The organism is Vogesella oryzagri (assembly GCF_040148885.1).
GTDB lineage: Bacteria > Pseudomonadota > Gammaproteobacteria > Burkholderiales > Chromobacteriaceae > Vogesella > Vogesella oryzagri.
In genome coordinates this window covers 134,781-150,707 of record NZ_JBEFLD010000004.1, presented here as the reverse complement: position 1 = coordinate 150,707, position 15,927 = coordinate 134,781, and the positions used below count along the sequence as shown (strand labels likewise).

At 66.6% G+C, this 15,927-nt stretch carries 12 protein-coding genes; 2 read left to right on the top strand and 10 right to left on the bottom strand.

The annotated features are described in order from the left end of the window. Positions 1-31: 31 nt before the first annotated feature. From ABNW52_RS08415 to ABNW52_RS08380, 8 genes are all read right to left on the bottom strand, one after another. Entirely contained in the window at positions 32-967 is a 936-nt protein-coding gene (locus tag ABNW52_RS08415; RefSeq protein ID WP_349586322.1) for an alpha/beta hydrolase, read from the bottom strand. A gap of 59 nt (positions 968-1,026) precedes the next feature. Next, positions 1,027-2,223, bottom strand: coding sequence for an amino acid aminotransferase (locus ABNW52_RS08410; RefSeq protein WP_349586320.1), 1,197 nt, complete (start codon positions 2,221-2,223; stop codon positions 1,027-1,029). Positions 2,224-2,400: 177 nt separating this feature from the next. Next, entirely contained in the window at positions 2,401-3,156 is a 756-nt protein-coding gene (gene cobA / locus ABNW52_RS08405) for a uroporphyrinogen-III C-methyltransferase (RefSeq protein ID WP_349586318.1), read from the bottom strand. Positions 3,157-3,313: 157 nt separating this feature from the next. Then, entirely contained in the window at positions 3,314-5,998 is a 2,685-nt protein-coding gene (locus ABNW52_RS08400; RefSeq protein ID WP_349586316.1) for a nitrate reductase, read from the bottom strand. Between the two features lie 43 nt (positions 5,999-6,041). Further along, positions 6,042-6,356, bottom strand: a complete 315-nt coding sequence (nirD, locus tag ABNW52_RS08395) for a nitrite reductase small subunit NirD (RefSeq protein ID WP_349586314.1) — start codon at positions 6,354-6,356, stop codon at positions 6,042-6,044. 54 nt (positions 6,357-6,410) lie between these two features. Beyond that, on the bottom strand, positions 6,411-8,843 hold the full coding sequence (gene nirB / locus ABNW52_RS08390; RefSeq protein ID WP_349586311.1) for a nitrite reductase large subunit NirB: 2,433 nt from the start codon (positions 8,841-8,843) through the stop codon (positions 6,411-6,413). 358 nt (positions 8,844-9,201) lie between these two features. After that, complete coding sequence (locus ABNW52_RS08385) at positions 9,202-10,866, bottom strand: bifunctional protein-serine/threonine kinase/phosphatase (RefSeq protein WP_349586309.1); 1,665 nt, start codon at positions 10,864-10,866, stop codon at positions 9,202-9,204. Positions 10,867-11,094: 228 nt separating this feature from the next. Then, positions 11,095-12,303: a nitrate/nitrite transporter gene (locus ABNW52_RS08380; protein ID WP_349586306.1), complete on the bottom strand. Its 1,209-nt coding sequence runs from the start codon at positions 12,301-12,303 to the stop codon at positions 11,095-11,097. A gap of 336 nt (positions 12,304-12,639) precedes the next feature. On the opposite strand from ABNW52_RS08380, the gene ABNW52_RS08375 reads away from it, so the two are divergent. Further along, the gene (locus ABNW52_RS08375; RefSeq protein ID WP_349586303.1) at positions 12,640-12,963 is read left to right on the top strand and encodes a cupredoxin domain-containing protein; all 324 of its coding nucleotides are present in this window, start codon (positions 12,640-12,642) and stop codon (positions 12,961-12,963) included. A 14-nt stretch (positions 12,964-12,977) separates the two neighbouring features. After that, entirely contained in the window at positions 12,978-13,778 is an 801-nt protein-coding gene (locus ABNW52_RS08370; RefSeq protein WP_349586300.1) for an FTR1 family iron permease, read from the top strand. Positions 13,779-13,899: 121 nt separating this feature from the next. On the opposite strand, the gene ABNW52_RS08365 is transcribed toward ABNW52_RS08370, so the two are convergent. Together ABNW52_RS08365 and ABNW52_RS08360 are read right to left on the bottom strand one after the other, a co-directional pair. Then, complete coding sequence (locus tag ABNW52_RS08365; protein WP_349586297.1) at positions 13,900-15,075, bottom strand: CmpA/NrtA family ABC transporter substrate-binding protein; 1,176 nt, start codon at positions 15,073-15,075, stop codon at positions 13,900-13,902. Between the two features lie 103 nt (positions 15,076-15,178). Then, complete coding sequence (locus ABNW52_RS08360) at positions 15,179-15,787, bottom strand: ANTAR domain-containing response regulator (RefSeq protein WP_349586294.1); 609 nt, start codon at positions 15,785-15,787, stop codon at positions 15,179-15,181. Positions 15,788-15,927: the final 140 nt, after the last annotated feature.

Below are 15,927 nucleotides of genomic sequence, written 5' to 3'. Positions count from 1 at the left end.
CCGGCTGGCGGTGTTCGCCGCCAATGGTGGGCTAACGCGCCAGCCGGCTCGCCAGCGCGACGTCCAGCCCGCGCAGGAACTGCTCCACCGCGCGGGTGTAGCCCGAGTCGGCGCCCAGCTGCTGATTGATGTCGCGATGCGACATGGCCAGCGGTAGTTGCTCTGCGCGTCCAGCCAACTGCCGTGCTCGTGTCACGAAGTTGGCCGCCTCGTCGCAGGGCCGATCCGGACGCTGCTGCGAACACACCGCCAGCAACGGCGGCACCGCCTGCTGCAGCTGCACCATCGGCGACAGCGCCGACCAGGCCGCTGGATCGCCGCCAAACGCCTGATCGTAGAAGCGGTAATGCGGCCGCTGCATCACCGCCGCCACATCGTAGACCGCACTATCCAGCGCCACCGTTCCCAGCCACGGCTGCACCCCGGCCTGTCGCTGCAATTCGCGCGAAGCGCTCAGCAGGCTCACCAGGTGGGCGCCGGCGGAATGCCCCATCAACACCAGCTTGCGGCCATCGCCACCCCAGCGCGCGGCCTCGCGCTGCACCCAGGCCAGCGCCGCCGCCACATCCTGCACCTGCTGCAAGGGCGTGGCCTGCGGCAGCAGCCGGTAATCGATCGCCACCAGCACCACGCCTCGCGGCACCCAGCGTTCGACCTTGTGCGCCACCACGGCGGCCGACTGCCGGCTACCACTGCGCCAGGCACCGCCATGCACCATGACGAGTACCGGCATGCCCTGCCCGCCCGCCTGCGGCCAATACACATCCAGCAGCTGCCGGGCATCCTGCCCGTAGGCCAGGCCAGCAACCCTGGCCACGTCCGCGCTGCGCAGCCGCCACGGCACCGCATCCTGCTCCAGCATCTGTGCCTCCAGCCGTGCGGCCAACCTGTCGGCCAGCCAGCCGGCATGGGCGACAGGCAGCGCGCCCAGCAACAGCAGCAGCCATAACCACGGACGAATGGGCATTTTATCGCTCCATGAAAAATGCCCCGTCGCAACGGGGCATTCGTTCACACAAAAATTGCTCAGGCTTTCAGCACTTCGGCCATCGCATCCGCCACGTATTCCACGTTGCGGCTATTGAGGCCGGCCACGCACATGCGGCCAGAGCGCACCAGATACACCGCAAACTCCTCGCGCAGGCGATCCACCTGCTCCGGGGTCAGGCCGGTGTAACTGAACATGCCGCGCTGCTTGATGAAGTAGCTGAAATCGCGGCCCGGCACCTTGGCGGAAATCACCTCGTACAGCTTCTGGCGCATGGCCTTGATGCGTTCGCGCATCTCGGTCACTTCGCCTTCCCATTCGCTGCGCAGCGCCGGCTCGTTCATCACCAGTGCCGTCACCTGGCCGCCGTGGGTCGGCGGGCTGGAGTAGTTACGGCGCACGGTGGCCTTCATCTGGCCCAGCACGCGCTCGGCCTCCTCGGCATCCTGGCATACCACCGACAGACCGCCGCAGCGTTCGCCGTAGAACGACAGGTTCTTGGAGAACGAGTTGCTGACAAAGAAGCTGACCCCGGCCGCGGTCATGGCGCGGATGGCAAAAGCGTCGGCTTCCAGGCTATCGCCAAAGCCCTGGTAGGCGATGTCCAGGAACGGCAGCAGGTCGCGCTGCTTCACCACCTCGATCACCTGCTCCCACTGCGCATTGGAGAGATCCACACCGGTGGGGTTGTGGCAGCACGGGTGCAGCAGCACCACGCTCTTGGCCGGCAGCTGCTTGAAGCAGGCCAGCATGTCGTCGAACTTCACACCACCGGTGGCTGCATCGTAGTACGGGTAGTCGTGCACCACGAAGCCGGCGCCTTCGAACATGGCGCGGTGGTTATCCCAAGTCGGGCTGCTGACCCACACTTCGCTTTGCGGGAAGTAACGCTTGAGCAGATCGGCACCGATCTTCAGCGCGCCGGAGCCGCCGATGGTCTGGATGGTGGCGATGCGGCCGGCCTGCACCGCGTCGTGACCGGCCCCCCACAGCAGCGCCTGCACCGCGGCACGATAGTTGGCCGCACCTTCCATCGGCTGGTAAGAACGGTTACCGGCCACCGCCACGCGCTGCGCTTCGGCCTTCTGCACCGACGGCAGCAGCGGAATGCGGCCTTCCTCGTCGTAATACAGGCCAATGCCCAGGTTCACTTTCGGGCTGCGGGTGTCCTTGTTGAAGGTTTCAACCAGGGTCAGGATCGGGTCGCCGGCGTAGGCTTCGACATGAGCAAACATGATCTTGTGGTTTCTCTCTCTTGATACGGGCCGTAGCCCGCCATACAGCGGGCCACCACGAAAAGCGACAGTAAAACTAGCACAAAACCACCATCACGGCAGCCTTGCGATGCCTACAAATAAAAATGCGCAATTTCAAACTCGAAATTGCGCATTTTACAGGCACAAAACAACCAATCAGGCCGCCACCACTTGCGGCCCGTCCGCTCTCTGCACGGCACAGGCGTGCGCCACCACCTCGCCCAGCACGATCACCGCTGGGCTGGCCAGGCCGCTGCTGGTCACGTCTGCGGCCAACGTTTGCAGGCTGGAGACGATATGGCGCTGGTCGGCACAGCCGGCACGATGCACCACCGCTACCGGCAGACCGGCAGCAAAGCCGGCGGCCAGCAGTTCGGCGCTTAGCGCGTCGATATTGGCCATGCCCATGTAGCACACCACGGTAAGGTTGGCCGCAGCCAGGCCTTGCCAGTCCGGACGCGAGCCATCCATGGTGTGCGCGGTTACCAGCGCCACACCGCGCGCCACGCCGCGGTGGGTCAGCGGCAGGCCCAGATCGGTACCGGCGGCAAACGCCGCGGTAATGCCGCCAACGGCCTCGACCTCGATGCCGCGCTCGGCCAGCCATGCCCATTCCTCGCCACCGCGGCCGAAGATGAACGGGTCGCCGCCTTTCAGCCGTGCCACCTGACGGCCCTGACGGGCGTAGCGCGCCATCAGTCGCAGGATGAAATCCTGCGGCGTGGACTTACAGCCGCCGCGCTTGCCCACTTCGACAATGCGAGTGCCGGGACGGGCAAACGCCAGGATGTCGCGGCCAACCAGATCGTCCACCAGCCACACGTCGCAGGCCTGAATCACGCGCAGCGCCTTGAGCGTCAACAGTTCCGCATCACCGGGACCGGCGCCTACCAACCATACCTTGCCATTCATGCTGCTTCCTTTGCGTGTGCGGGCGGCTGTGCCAATGGCACAGGCTGCCACGATACCGAATACCGAAAGTTCTGCCAGACCGTTTTTTTATAACCAAATAGCCATATTCAGCGCCGGCGCCGGCCCCGTACTGAAGCAAGCACCGTGCCGCTCTGCGCTAGGCGGCGCACAGCCGCTTCAGCTCCGGCACACAGGAGCCGCAACCAGTGCCGCAGCGCAATTCGCGCTTGAGGCCGTCCACGTCCAGTCCGCGCTGGATACCGGCGCAGATGGCGTCTTCGCGCACGCCTTCACAGGCACACACCACCCGCGCCCGCACCGCGCCGCTACTGCGCCCCAGCAGCAGCGAGGCCAGGCTTTCCGGCGCGTCGCCGCCATCCAGCCACGCCGTCAGCGCGGCGTCGGCGCGCACGTCGCCGGCCAGCACGAAGCCCAGCGGCGTCTTGCCCTCCAGCCACACCCGGCGCAGCACGCCGCGCGCCGGATCGTCGAACGCTGCCTGCATCGCCGCCGCCGGCAGCAGCCGAGTAGCCAGCTCGGCCAGCAGCTCGCCCGATGGCGCGCTGGCCGCGCCCAAGCGCAGGCGCAGGTGTTCGGCCCCGGCCAGGTTCACCGGCACCGCTACCGCATACGGAAAGCTGGCACGCAGCGCCTCCAGCTGCGGGCGCAGCATCTGCACGTCGCCGCGCAGCAGCAGTGTGGCGCGCCACGGCAGCTTGGCCGGCTCCACGCTGACGGCGGCCAGCTTCAGCTCTGGCTGTTTCGATTGCGGGTCCAGCGCGCGGCTGGTCAGCGCATTGATGCCCTGCCCGCCCAACGCTGCGCCGCCCCAATGCATGGGAATAAAGGCCACGCCGGCACGCAGGCTGTCGTCGGCCTGCACCGGCAGGTAGATGGCGCCACGCTTGTTGCGCACCTTCACCAGCTCGCCGGCCTGCAGCTTGTGGCGCTGCATGTCGCGCGGGTGCATGACCAGCGCCGGTTCTTCCACATGGCGGGTCAGCGTCGGCACCAGCGCGGTGCGGCTCATGCTGTGCCAGTGGTCACGCAGGCGGCCGGTGGTCAGCCGAATCGGGAAATGCGCCGACACCTTGTCCGCCGGCGTGCGCCAGGCCACGTCCAGAAACTGCGCGCGACCGGATGCGGTGGGGAATACGCCATCGCCGTACAGCCGGCTGCGGCCAACCTTGCCGTCGAACGGCCATTGCTGCGGGCCGTGCACATCAAGGATGGCGTAGCTGAGCGCGCTGTAATCCAGATCGCGCCCGGCAGTGGTGGCGGCATGTTCGGCAAACACGCTGCCGCCATCGGCAAAGGCGAACTTCGCCACGTGCTGCGGCGCGATGGTTGCGGCCAACCTTTGTGCCACCGCGGCGACGATGCGCCAGTCCTCGCGCGCTTCGCCCGGCGCCGGCAGCGCGGCGCGCACGCGGCTGATGCGGCGCTCGCTATTGGTGACAGTGCCGTCCTTCTCCGGCCAGGTGGCGGCCGGCAACACGATGTCGGCGTAGGCCAGCGTCTCGCTGCCGGCAAAGGCTTCCTGCACGATGACGCAGTCCACCCTTTCCAGCGCCGCGCGCACCAGCGCCTGATCCGGCAGCGATTGCGCCGGGTTGGTACAGGCAATCCACAGCACCTTGATCTTGCCCTCGGCGGCAGCCTCGAACATCTCCACCGCCGACAGCCCAGGCTGCGCCGGCAGGGCCGGCACCTGCCACAGCGCGGCCACCTCGGCGCGGTGCGCGGCATTGGCCGGATCGCGATGGCCCGGCAGCACGGTGGCCAGCCCGCCCACCTCGCGCCCGCCCATGGCATTGGGCTGGCCGGTGAGCGAGAACGGGCCGGCGCCGGGCTTGCCGATGTGGCCGGTGGCCAGGTGCAGGTGGATCAGCGCCGCGTTCTTGTCGCTGCCGTTGCTGTACTGGTTCAGGCCCATGGTGTAGCAGGACAGTGTGGCCGGGCTGCTGGCAAACCAGCGCGCCGCGGTGACGATGTCGTCCTCATGCACGCCGCACAGTTCGCTGGCGGCGCGCGGGGTGAATTCGCGCAGCCGCTGGCGCAATGCGGCAAAGCCTTCGGTGTGCTGCGCGATGTAGTCGCGGTCGATCAGCTCTTCCCAGATCATCACGTTGAGCATGGCGTGGAACAGCGCCACGTCGGTGCCGGGCAGCACCGGCAGGTACAGGTCGGCGATGCTGGCGGTATCGGTGCGGCGCGGGTCGGCGACGATGATCTTCATGTCCGGGTTGGCCGCCTTGGCCTCTTCCAGCCGGCGGAACAGCACCGGGTGGGCATAGGCCATGTTGGCGCCGGCAATGAACACGCAGCCGGCCAGCTCCAGGTCGTCGTAACAGGCCGGCGGCGCATCGGCGCCCAGCGTCAGCTTGTAGCCGGTCACCGCGCTGGACATGCACAGCCGCGAGTTGGTGTCGATGTTGTTGCTGCCCACCAGGCCGCGCGCCAGCTTGTTGAACAGGTAGTAGTCCTCGGTCAGCAGCTGGCCGGACAGGTAGAACGCCACCGAATCCGGGCCGTGCTCGCGGATTGCCGCCGCCAGCTTGTCGCTGACCGTCGCCAGTGCGCTGTCCCAGCTGACTGCTTGCGCCGGCGCGTCTTTCGCCAGCCGCAGGGTTGGCCGCAACAGGCGCGCGCCGGGGCGGCCGGTGGTGTCGCCCAGGGTGCGGCCCTTGCTGCACAGGCGGCCGAAGTTGGCCGGGTGGCTATCGTCGCCGATCACCCGCACCGTGCCATCGCCCAGCGGGGTGACCTGCACGCCGCAGCCGGTGCCGCAGTAGCAGCAGATGGAGGAGACCGTGTTGTTGTGTCCCGTTGTTGCTGTCATGTCTTGTCTCCTTGCGGCCAACCTTGCCTGCCGGGGGTGAATATCAGTCCAGCGCCAGGAACACGGTGCCGGCTTCCTGCTTCAGCGCGATGTGCCCGGTGCAGCCTTCGTCCGGCGCACAGGCCTGGCCGGTGGCCAGATCGATATGCCAGTTATGCAGCGGGCAGGCCACGCTGCGGCCGGAGACGATGCCCTGCGACAGCGGGCCGCCCTTGTGCGGGCACTTGTCGTGCAGCGCGAACAGCTGGTCATCGGCGGTGCGGAAGATGGCGATGTCCACCTTGCCTTCGCGTTTCAGCACGCGGGCGCCCTGCGACGGGATGTCGGCCAGCTGGCAGACGGCTTTCCATTCGGACATGGTTGGTTTCCTTTGCTTGAGAGCGGCCCCCGGCCAGGCGCCGGGGGCACGGCATTACACGGTAAGCGGGGCGAATTCGTGGCTGGCCACGCCCTTGGCGTAGCGCTCGGCCCACGGGTCCTGCTCGAAGGACAGCGCGAACTTCAGCCGCGCATACAGCTCGCTGCGGCCAATGTTGTCGCTCAGCACGCGCTGCTTGATGTAGTCCATGCCGACGCGCTGCAGGAAGTGCACGGTGCGCTCCAGGTAGAACGCCTCCTCGCGGTACAGCTGCAGGAAGGCGCCGCTGTATTCCATGACTTCTTCGCGGGTCTTCACCTTGCAGAAGAACTCCGCCACCTCGGTCTTGATGCCGCCGTTGCCGCCGATGTACAGCTCCCAGCCGGAATCCACGCCGATGATGCCCACGTCCTTGATGCCGGATTCGGCGCAGTTGCGCGGGCAGCCGGACACCGCCAGCTTGACCTTGGCCGGGCTCCACATGCCGAACAGGTCTTTTTCCAGGTCGATGCCCATCTGGGTGGAATCCTGGGTGCCGAAGCGGCAGAACTCGCTGCCGACGCAGGTTTTCACCGTGCGCAAGGATTTGCCGTAGGCGTGGCCGGACGGCATGTCCAGCTCCTGCCACACCTTGGGCAGGTCTTCCTTCTTCACCCCCAGCAGGTCGATACGTTGGCCGCCGGTCACCTTCACCATCGGGATTTCATACTTGTCGGCCACGTCGGCGATGCGGCGCAGCTCGGACGGGTTGGTCACCCCGCCCCACATGCGCGGCACCACCGAGTAGGTGCCGTCCTTCTGGATGTTGGCGTGCACGCGCTCGTTGATGAAGCGCGACTGCGGGTCATCCTTCGCCTCGCCCGGCCAGGTGGAAATCAGGTAGTAGTTCACCGCCGGGCGGCAGCTGGCACAGCCGTCCGGACTGCGCCAGGCCAGCTGGCGGAAGGTGTCGGCCAGGGTGATGAGGTGCTTGTCGCGAATCGCCTGCCGCAGCTGGCCGTGGTTCATGTCGCTGCAACCGCAGATGGCTTTCTCCGCCTTCGGCTTCACGTCGGCGGCGCCGCCGACGCAGTTGATCAGGATCTGCTCCACCAGGCCGGTACAGGAGCCGCAGGAGCTGGCCGCCTTGGTGTGCTTCTTCACGTCGTCGACGGTGAACAGGCCCTTTTCCTGGATCGCCTTGACGATGGTGCCCTTGCACACGCCGTTGCAGCCGCACACTTCGGCCTCGTCCGGCATGCTCATGGCGCGATTCTGGCCGGCGTGGCCGGTATCGCCGATGGCGCCTTCGCCCAGCATCAGCTGGTCGCGGATTTCGTGCACCGCGTGGCCTTCGCGGATCAGGCGGAAGTACCAGCCGCCGTCGGCGGTGTCGCCGTACAGGCAGGCGCCCACCAGCTTGTCTTCCTTCACGATCAGCTTCTTGTACACGCCGCCCATCGGGTCGGATAGGGTGATCTGCTCACAGCCATCGCCGCCGTTGAAATCGCCGGCGGAGAACACGTCGATGCCGGTCACCTTGAGCTTGGTGGAGGTGGCCGCCGGCACGTAGCGGGCGATGCCGTAGTTGGCCAGATGGTTGGCCGCCACCTTGGCCATGTCGAACAGCGGCGCCACCAGGCCGTAGCTGACGCCACGGTGACTGACGCACTCGCCCACCGCGTACACGCGCGGGTCGAAAGTCTGCAGGAAGTCATTCACCACCACGCCGCGGTCGCAGTACAGCCCGGACTGCTCGGCCAGGGTGTAGTTGGGACGAATGCCCACCGCCATCACCACCAGATCGGCCGGCACCGCATCGCCATCCTTGAAGCGCACCGCGCACACGCGGCCGCTTTCGCCCTGCACCAGCTCGGCGGTCTGCTTCTGCAGCAGGAACTTCAGGCCCTTGGCTTCCAGGCTCTGCTGCAGCAGCTGCGCCGCGGTCTTGTCCAGCTGGCGATCCAGCAGCCATTCGCCCAGGTGCACCACGGTCACGCTCATGCCGCGCGCCAACAGGCCGTTGGCTGCTTCCAGCCCCAACAGGCCGCCGCCGATCACCACCGCATGCTGATGGCTGCCGGCAGCGTCGATCATCTGGTTCACATCGGCGATGTCACGGAAAGTCACCACCCCCGGCAGGTCCTTGCCGGGCACCGGCAGGATGAACGGGTTGGAGCCGGTGGCCAGCAGCAGGCGGTCATACGGCACCGCGGTGCCGTCGGCGGCGCGCACCGTGCGGCGGCCACGGTCGATCTCCACCACCGGCTTGCCCAAATGCAGGGTGATGCCGTTGTCGGCATACCAGTCCACGTCGTTGAGCATGATTTCCGGCAGCGTCTGCTCGCCGGTCAGTACCGGCGACAGCATGATGCGGTTGTAGTTGGCGTGCGGCTCGGCGCCGAATACGGTGATGTCGTAGGCATCGGGGGCCAGTTTCAGCAGCTCTTCCAGCGTGCGCACCCCGGCCATGCCATTGCCCACCATGACCAATTTCTGTTTGTCCATCGCGTTGCATCCTTTCTTGCCGGCTGCACCACCGCGGCATTGCTGCGGTACAGACCAAAAAAAAAAGCCCGCTGCCACGGGGAACCCCCACGGCAACGGACCTCTTTGTCCCGCTCCTGCGCCGCCATTGGCACAAGAGACCTTTACGTGACACTGTTTAGCAACTGGCGTGCCAGCTTGCCGGCACTGGTTTCCGCCGTTTGCGGCCAACCTTTGCCTTGGCTTGGTGCATTGCGGCACGAAAACAGGGAAACCGCACCGCTGGTGGGCAGCCGGGCGGCCGTTCGCCCTCGCCCGCCGGCCTGCTCCCCCAAAAAAACACCCCGGCAAGGCCGGGGCGAACAGGGGAACACGCGGCTCAGTGCAGCAGCAGCGCGTACAACAACAGCAAATTGATCAGCAGCGACCACAGCGCCACGCGGCGCCACACCCGCATCGACAGCCGCTCGGCCCACGGCACGTGCTGGCGGGCGGTAACCGGCTGGCTGTCGCCGCGCTCCAGTGCCAGGCGGAATTCCTCGGCGGTTTCGAAACGGCGCGCCGCGTTCGGGTCCACTGCCTTGGCCAGCACCCGTTCCAGCCACAGCGGCACATCCGGCCGGTAGCGGCTGACCGGCTGCGGGGCGCCGAAATGCGGACGCTGAAACGCCTCGATCTCGCCATACGGGTAGCGGCCGCACAGCAGCCAGTACAGGGTGACGCCCAGCGCGTACAGATCGCTGCCGGCATCGGCCGCGGCGCCGTCGAACAGCTGCGGCGCCATGAACGATGGCGTGCCGGCGCTGCCGCCCTGCTCCTCGCCGCTGATGCCGGCACACCAGGCCACGCCCAGATCCAGCAAGCGCAGCTGGCCATCGCGCCCCAGGTGCACATTGTCCGGCTTCACATCGCGATGCACGATGCCCAGCCGGTGCAGGGTGGCCAGCGCGCGGGTGAGCGCCAGCCCGGTCAGCACCACCTCGGCCACACTGCTCTGGCCGTCGCCGGCACGTTGCGTCAGGGTGTGGCCGTCGTACCAGCGCAGCAGGTAGTACAGGTGACTGCGCGCCGGCAGCGGCGCCACTTCGGCAAAATACGGCGAGCTGACACGGCGCTGCAGCCATTCTTCCACCAGCAGCGACTGCGCCGCCTCGCGGTCGCCGGCCAGCGTCGCCGGCAGCGTCTTCAGCACCCAGCGCCGGCCGGCGGCATCGCTGACGCGATAGGCGATGCCGGATGGCGAGGCATGCAGTTTTTCTTCTACCTTCAGCCCTTCGAACTGCTGGCCGGGCTTGAGCGCCGGCGGTGGCAGCAGCGCCTCGCCGCGCGAGAATTCGTCGCCAAGGTTGGCCGCAGGCAGTTCGTCCACCCGCAGCAGCAGCGCCGACACATTGTCCTGGCTGCCGGCGGCCAGCGCCGCCTCCACCAGCACCGCCGCCGCCCGCTGCGGATCGGCATGCAGCCGCAGCAACTCGTCGATGCGCAAATCGCCCAGCGCGTTCCAGATACCGTCGCACAGCAGCGCGAACACATCGCCCGGCTGCAGGTCGCCATCGCTGAAATCTGCCACCACGTGGGCATCCAGCCCCATGCCGCGCTTGAGCACATGCCGCAGCGACGGTTCTTCCCACACGTGGTCGACGGTCAGGCAGCGCAGGCCGTCGCGGTTCAGGCGGTAGACGCGGCAGTCGCCGACGTGTGCCACGGTAAAGCGCCGCCCGCGCAGCACCAGCACCGACAGCGTGGCCACCAGCGAGCGCCCCTGGCTGCGCAGCCAGCGATTGTGCGCGCCCAGCAGCCGGTCCAGCGCGGCGGAGACTTCCCAGGTTTCCGGCGTGGCGTAGTAATCGGCGCACACCGCGCGCACGCTGGAGCTGGCGGCCAACTTGCCGTCGGCACAGCCGGAGACGCCGTCGGCCAGCGCGAACAAGGCGCCCTTGCCGGCCAGCACCTCGCCATCCGGTAGGCACCAGCCCAGCGCGTCTTCGTTGCGCTCGCGCCGGCCCGGTTCCGAGCACTGGCCGATAGTCAGTTGCAACGCCATGGTGTCTCCCTGCAATGCAGTTGCGCCAAGCCGCTCAGCGCGGCCGGCGCGCGGCAACCGCCCAGACGGCGCCGTTAACAACGCGGTGGGCGACGGCTGGTTGCCGCGCCCACTGCCGGTTTGCTTGCTGCCACGCCGTTCCCTCCCTGCGCCCGGCCTCAGGCTGGCGGTGGGAGGGAACGGGTGGCGCTTAATCGCCAGGCCAGCGCTGCCGGCCCGGCCGCTGCCTTATACCCGGGCTGCCGTCACGCTGGACGAGCCCCAGGTGGTGCGCCAGCGCAGTTTCACCGCGTACAGGCCCACCCAGGCCACCAGCCCCAGGCTGGCGAACAGCCACAGCCCCAGCTGGTAGTTGCCGGTGTGCTGCTTGACCAGACCCAGGCCGGCCGCCAGCAGGAAGCCGCCAATGCCGCCGGCCATGCCGATCAGGCCGGTCATCACGCCGATTTCCTTGCGGAAGCGTTGCGGCACCAGCTGGAACACCGCGCCGTTACCGCAACCCAGCGCCAGCATGGCACCGACAAACAGCGCCAGCGCCAGACTCTGCGACAGCCCGACACCGACCACGGCGATCAGCAGCGCCGCCAGGGTGTACACCACCAGCAGGGTGCGAATGCCACCGATACGGTCGGCCAGCGCACCGCCCAGCGGGCGCATCAGCGAGCCGGCAAACACGCAGGCCGCGGTGTAGTAGCCGGCGGTGACGGCGCCCAGACCGTACTGGTCATGGAAGTAGCCGGGCAAGGCGCTGGCCAGGCCGGCAAAGCCGCCAAAGGTCACGCAGTAGAAGAACATGAACCACCAGCTGTCCTTGTCGCCCAGTACGCGCAGATAGTCGGCCATGGCCTTGGGCGCCGGACGCTGCGGCGCGTTCTTGGCAAACAGGCAGAACAGCACGAACACGATGCCCAGCGGCAGCACCGCCATGCCGAACACGTTCTCCCAGCCGAAAGCTGCGGCCAACCCTGGCGCCAGCAGCGCGGCGAATACCGTGCCGGAGTTGCCGGCACCGGCAATGCCCATCGCCTTGCCCTGATGCTCCGGCGGATACCACTGCGACGCCAGCGGCAGTGATACCGCAAAGGCCGCCCCGGCGACGCCGAGGAACACGCCCAGCAGCAGCGCGTGCTCAAAGCTGTGAATGCCCAGCACCCAGGCCGCGCCCAGCGCCAGCATCACCACCACCTGGCCGATAATGCCGGCGGTGCGCGCCGACAGCCGGTCCACGATCAAGCCCATGCCGAAGCGCAGAATGGCGCCGGCCAGAATCGGCGTTGCCACCATCAGCCCGCGCTGCTGCGCACTCAGGTGCAGGTCGGCGGCGATCTGGATCGCCAACGGCCCCAGGATGTACCACACCATGAAACTCAGATCGAAATACAGAAACGCCATCAGCAGCGTGGGGGTATGCCCTGCTTTCCAGAAGTCCTTGCTCATTTGTATTGCTCCCTTGCCAGTCGTCGCCACAAAACGCAAAAAAGGCCCGCGACGCAGCATGGAGTGCTGCGCGGCGGACCTCGTTGTCCGGGCCCGGCGCCGCCATTGGCAGCCAGGTCTGTGCCGACTACTGAGCAAGCGCCGTGCCTGCTGCAAAGCATCAATTTTCGCGGTTTTGCCGACGTTTTCGCCAGAATGTGGTGCACGGCCGCACCGAAGCGATACTTACGGCGCCAGCTTGGGTTGTTTTGTAACAGAACACTATCGCGATTCATTCTTGTTTGTAGCTGTATTACAATAACCCCGAATCCCAACACCGCTTAACCGGAGTAGACCATGCGCAAATTTGCCGCCGCCCTCGCCCTTGCCACCATCGCCCTGTCGGCTGCCGCTGCCGACAACGTGGTAAAGATCACCGCCAACGAAAACGGCTTCACCCCGGCGCAGCTGAATGTGACCGCCGGCCAGGCCTTCGTGATCGAAGTGCAGAACACCGGCAAGAAAGCAGTGGAGTTCGAGAGCAAGCAGCTGCACGTGGAAAAAGTGATTGCCGCCGGCAAGACCGCCCAGGTGAAAGTGAAGGCACTGAAAGCCGGCAGCTACAAGTTCTTTGACGAGTTCAACGAAGACAAAGCCAAGGGCGAAGTTGTCGCCAAGTAAGCAGCAGGCACATCATGGGTAACGCACTTTTCATCGTCTGGCGGGAAACCGTCGAAGCCATGCTGGTGGTAGGCATCCTGCACAGCTGGCTGAAACAGCACGGCCACGGCACCGGCATGCGCTTCTTGTGGGGCGGCGTGGCAGTTGGCGTCGGGCTGGCCATTCTGCTGGCCTTCGCCATTGTCGGCATTGCCGATGTGCTGACCGATACCGGGCTGGAATACTTCCAGCTGGGCATGGTGGGCGTTGCCGCCGTGTTGATCGTGCAGATGGTGTTCTGGATGCGCGCCCATGGCCGCAAGCTCAAGCGCGAGCTGGAAAGCAGCCTGGCGCAGGCGCAGCAGCAGGCCAACTGGTGGGGCATGCTGGTGGTGGTGGCGCTGGCCGTGGCGCGCGAAAGCTCGGAAGCGGTGGTGTTTCTCTATGGCCTTGGCACCGGTGAAGGCGGCAACCCGCTGTTCTGGCTGATGCTGCCACTGGGTGTGTTGCTGGCCTGGGGAACGTTCTGGCTGTTGCAGCAAAGCAGCCGCTTCCTGACCTGGCAGCGTTTTTTCCGCATCAGCGAAGTGTTGCTGCTGTTGCTGGCCGCCTCGCTACTGGTGAATGCCTGCGAACGGGCGATCAACCTCGACCTGTTGCCTACCCTGCTGGACCCGGTATGGGACAGCAGCGCGCTGTTGAGCGACAACGGCAGCGTGGGGGGCTTCCTGGCCACTTTCACCGGCTACCGCGCGCAGCCGGCGCTGAGTGTGGTGCTGGCCTATGGTGTGTTCTGGTGCAGCGTCTTGTTCGGCTTGCGCCGCCAGGCACGCTAAGCCGTCGCCGCTGTGATGATAAAAACCGGGCCTCGCGCCCGGTTTTTTATTGCCCGTCCCCGACTTGGCGCCCGGCCTGCTGCCGCACAGCGCAAGGCTGCCGCGTTGCCGGCGCGGCGTGTTATTGCCACGCCGCCTGGCGCTGGCTGGCATCCCATTCTTCCTGCGTTGCCCCCTGCACCGGGAAACCCACCGCATAGCCGGCAGGATCGCGGCCATCCCACAGCACGCCATCGATCAGGCGGCTGCTGCGCATGCTGCTAGCCGGCAACGCCACGCCGGCCATTTGCGCCGCCTGCTGATACAGCGCCAGCTGGTTGATCTGCCGGGCAACGGTGAGGTAATCCGGCTCCTCACGCAGCAGCCCCCAGCGCCGGTACTGGGTGAGGAACCACATGCCGTCCGACAGATACGGATAATTCACCCGGCCATCGTCGAAACACTTCAACCCGCCGGCGACGCAGGTGCCGGACAAGCCAGCATTCAGCACCCCGGCCGGTAGCGGCAGGCCGGCGTTTTCCGCCAGCAGCCCGGCCACCACCTCGCGGTTGCGCACATCGTCCACGAAGCGCGAGGCATCCAGCAGTGCCGCAATCAGCGCACACGCAGTTGCCGGGTTGGCCACCGCCCATTCGGCCGTGGTCCCCAACACTTTTTCCGGATGATCCGGCCAGATGTCGCCGCTGCTGGCCACGGTAAAGCCGACGCCCTCGGCCGCCGCCAGGCTGTGCCACGGCTCGCCGGCGCAATAACCATCCATCTGCCCGGCGCGCAGCGCCGCCACCATCAGCGGCGGCGGTACCACGATGGTTTTCACCTGAGCCAGCGGATGGATGCCGTGCGCCGCCAGCCAGTAGTACAGCCACATGGCGTGGGTGCCGGTGGGAAAGGTCTGCGCAAAGGTAAACTGCCGCGGCGCCCGCTGCAGCAGCCGCGCCAGCTCGGCTCCGCCACGTACCCCCTCTGCGGCCAACTGTGCCGCCAGGGTAATGCCCTGCCCGTTCTGGTTGAGCGTCATCAGCACGGCCATGTCTTTTTGCAGGCCACCCAGCCCCAGATGTACGCCGTAGATCAGGCCGTACAGCGCGTGCGAGGCATCCAGCTCGCCCATCAGCAGCTTGTCCCGCACGGCGGCCCAACTGGCCTCGCGCGATGGCTGGATGGTGATGCCGTAGCGTTTGTCGAACCCCAGCGCCGCGGCCACGATCACCGCGGCACAGTCGGTCAGCGGCAGGTAGCCTACCTTGACCACGGTTTTTTCCGGCGTTCCCACCGGCATGCTGTTAGCGGCAATCAATGCTCGTGCTCCTTGTTTGAGACCGTGCCGGCACGGCACGGTCGGGCAGCAGGCTGCATCAGCTTGGTGCATCGCCGCACCATGGCGCAGCACGCACCAGCCATCAGTTCTGCAGCCATTCGGCCAGACTGATGATTTCCTGCGCCACTTCCACCAGTTTTTTCTGCTGTTTCATCGCGCGTTCGCGCAATTGTTTATACGCCGTCGGCTCGTCCAGGCCTTTCATCTGCATCAACAGACCCTTGGCTTTTTCGACGAGCTTGCGATCGGCCAGCTGGCGCTGGGCATCGGCCAGCTCGGCACGGCGGGATTGTTCGATCTGGTGGCGGGCGATCGCCACTTCCAGCAGGGCCTGAATGCGGCTGGACTCCACCTCTCCCACCACATAGGCCGCCACGCCGGCCTGCAGCGCCGCACGAATGGTGTCGCGGTTGTCGTCGCCGGTGAACATCACCACCGGCTGGCCATGCTGGTCGCCCATCACGCAGACTTGCTCCAGCATGTCGCGCGACGGGGCATCGCTGTCGATCAGCACCACGTCCGGGCGCGCGGCGGCCAGCACGTCGGCCAGGTGCAGGTTGGCCTCCACCTCCGCCACCACGCGCACGCCGGCAGCGGCCAGCGCCTGCTTCAGCGCCGCTGCCTTGCCCGAGCCATCGTTGACCAGCATCACCGTCAGCACCGCCTGATTCCTTGTCTGCTGTTTTTGCATACCGGACATACAGCAAGCGGCATGCCACCTTGCGAGACATGCCGCCGATAACGACAGAAAAAAGCCGGAGCTGTCGTCCGCCGTGGTCAACCACGCGCTTGCAGCCAACGTGTCCACGGCGCAACTCTGGCAGCGGACAA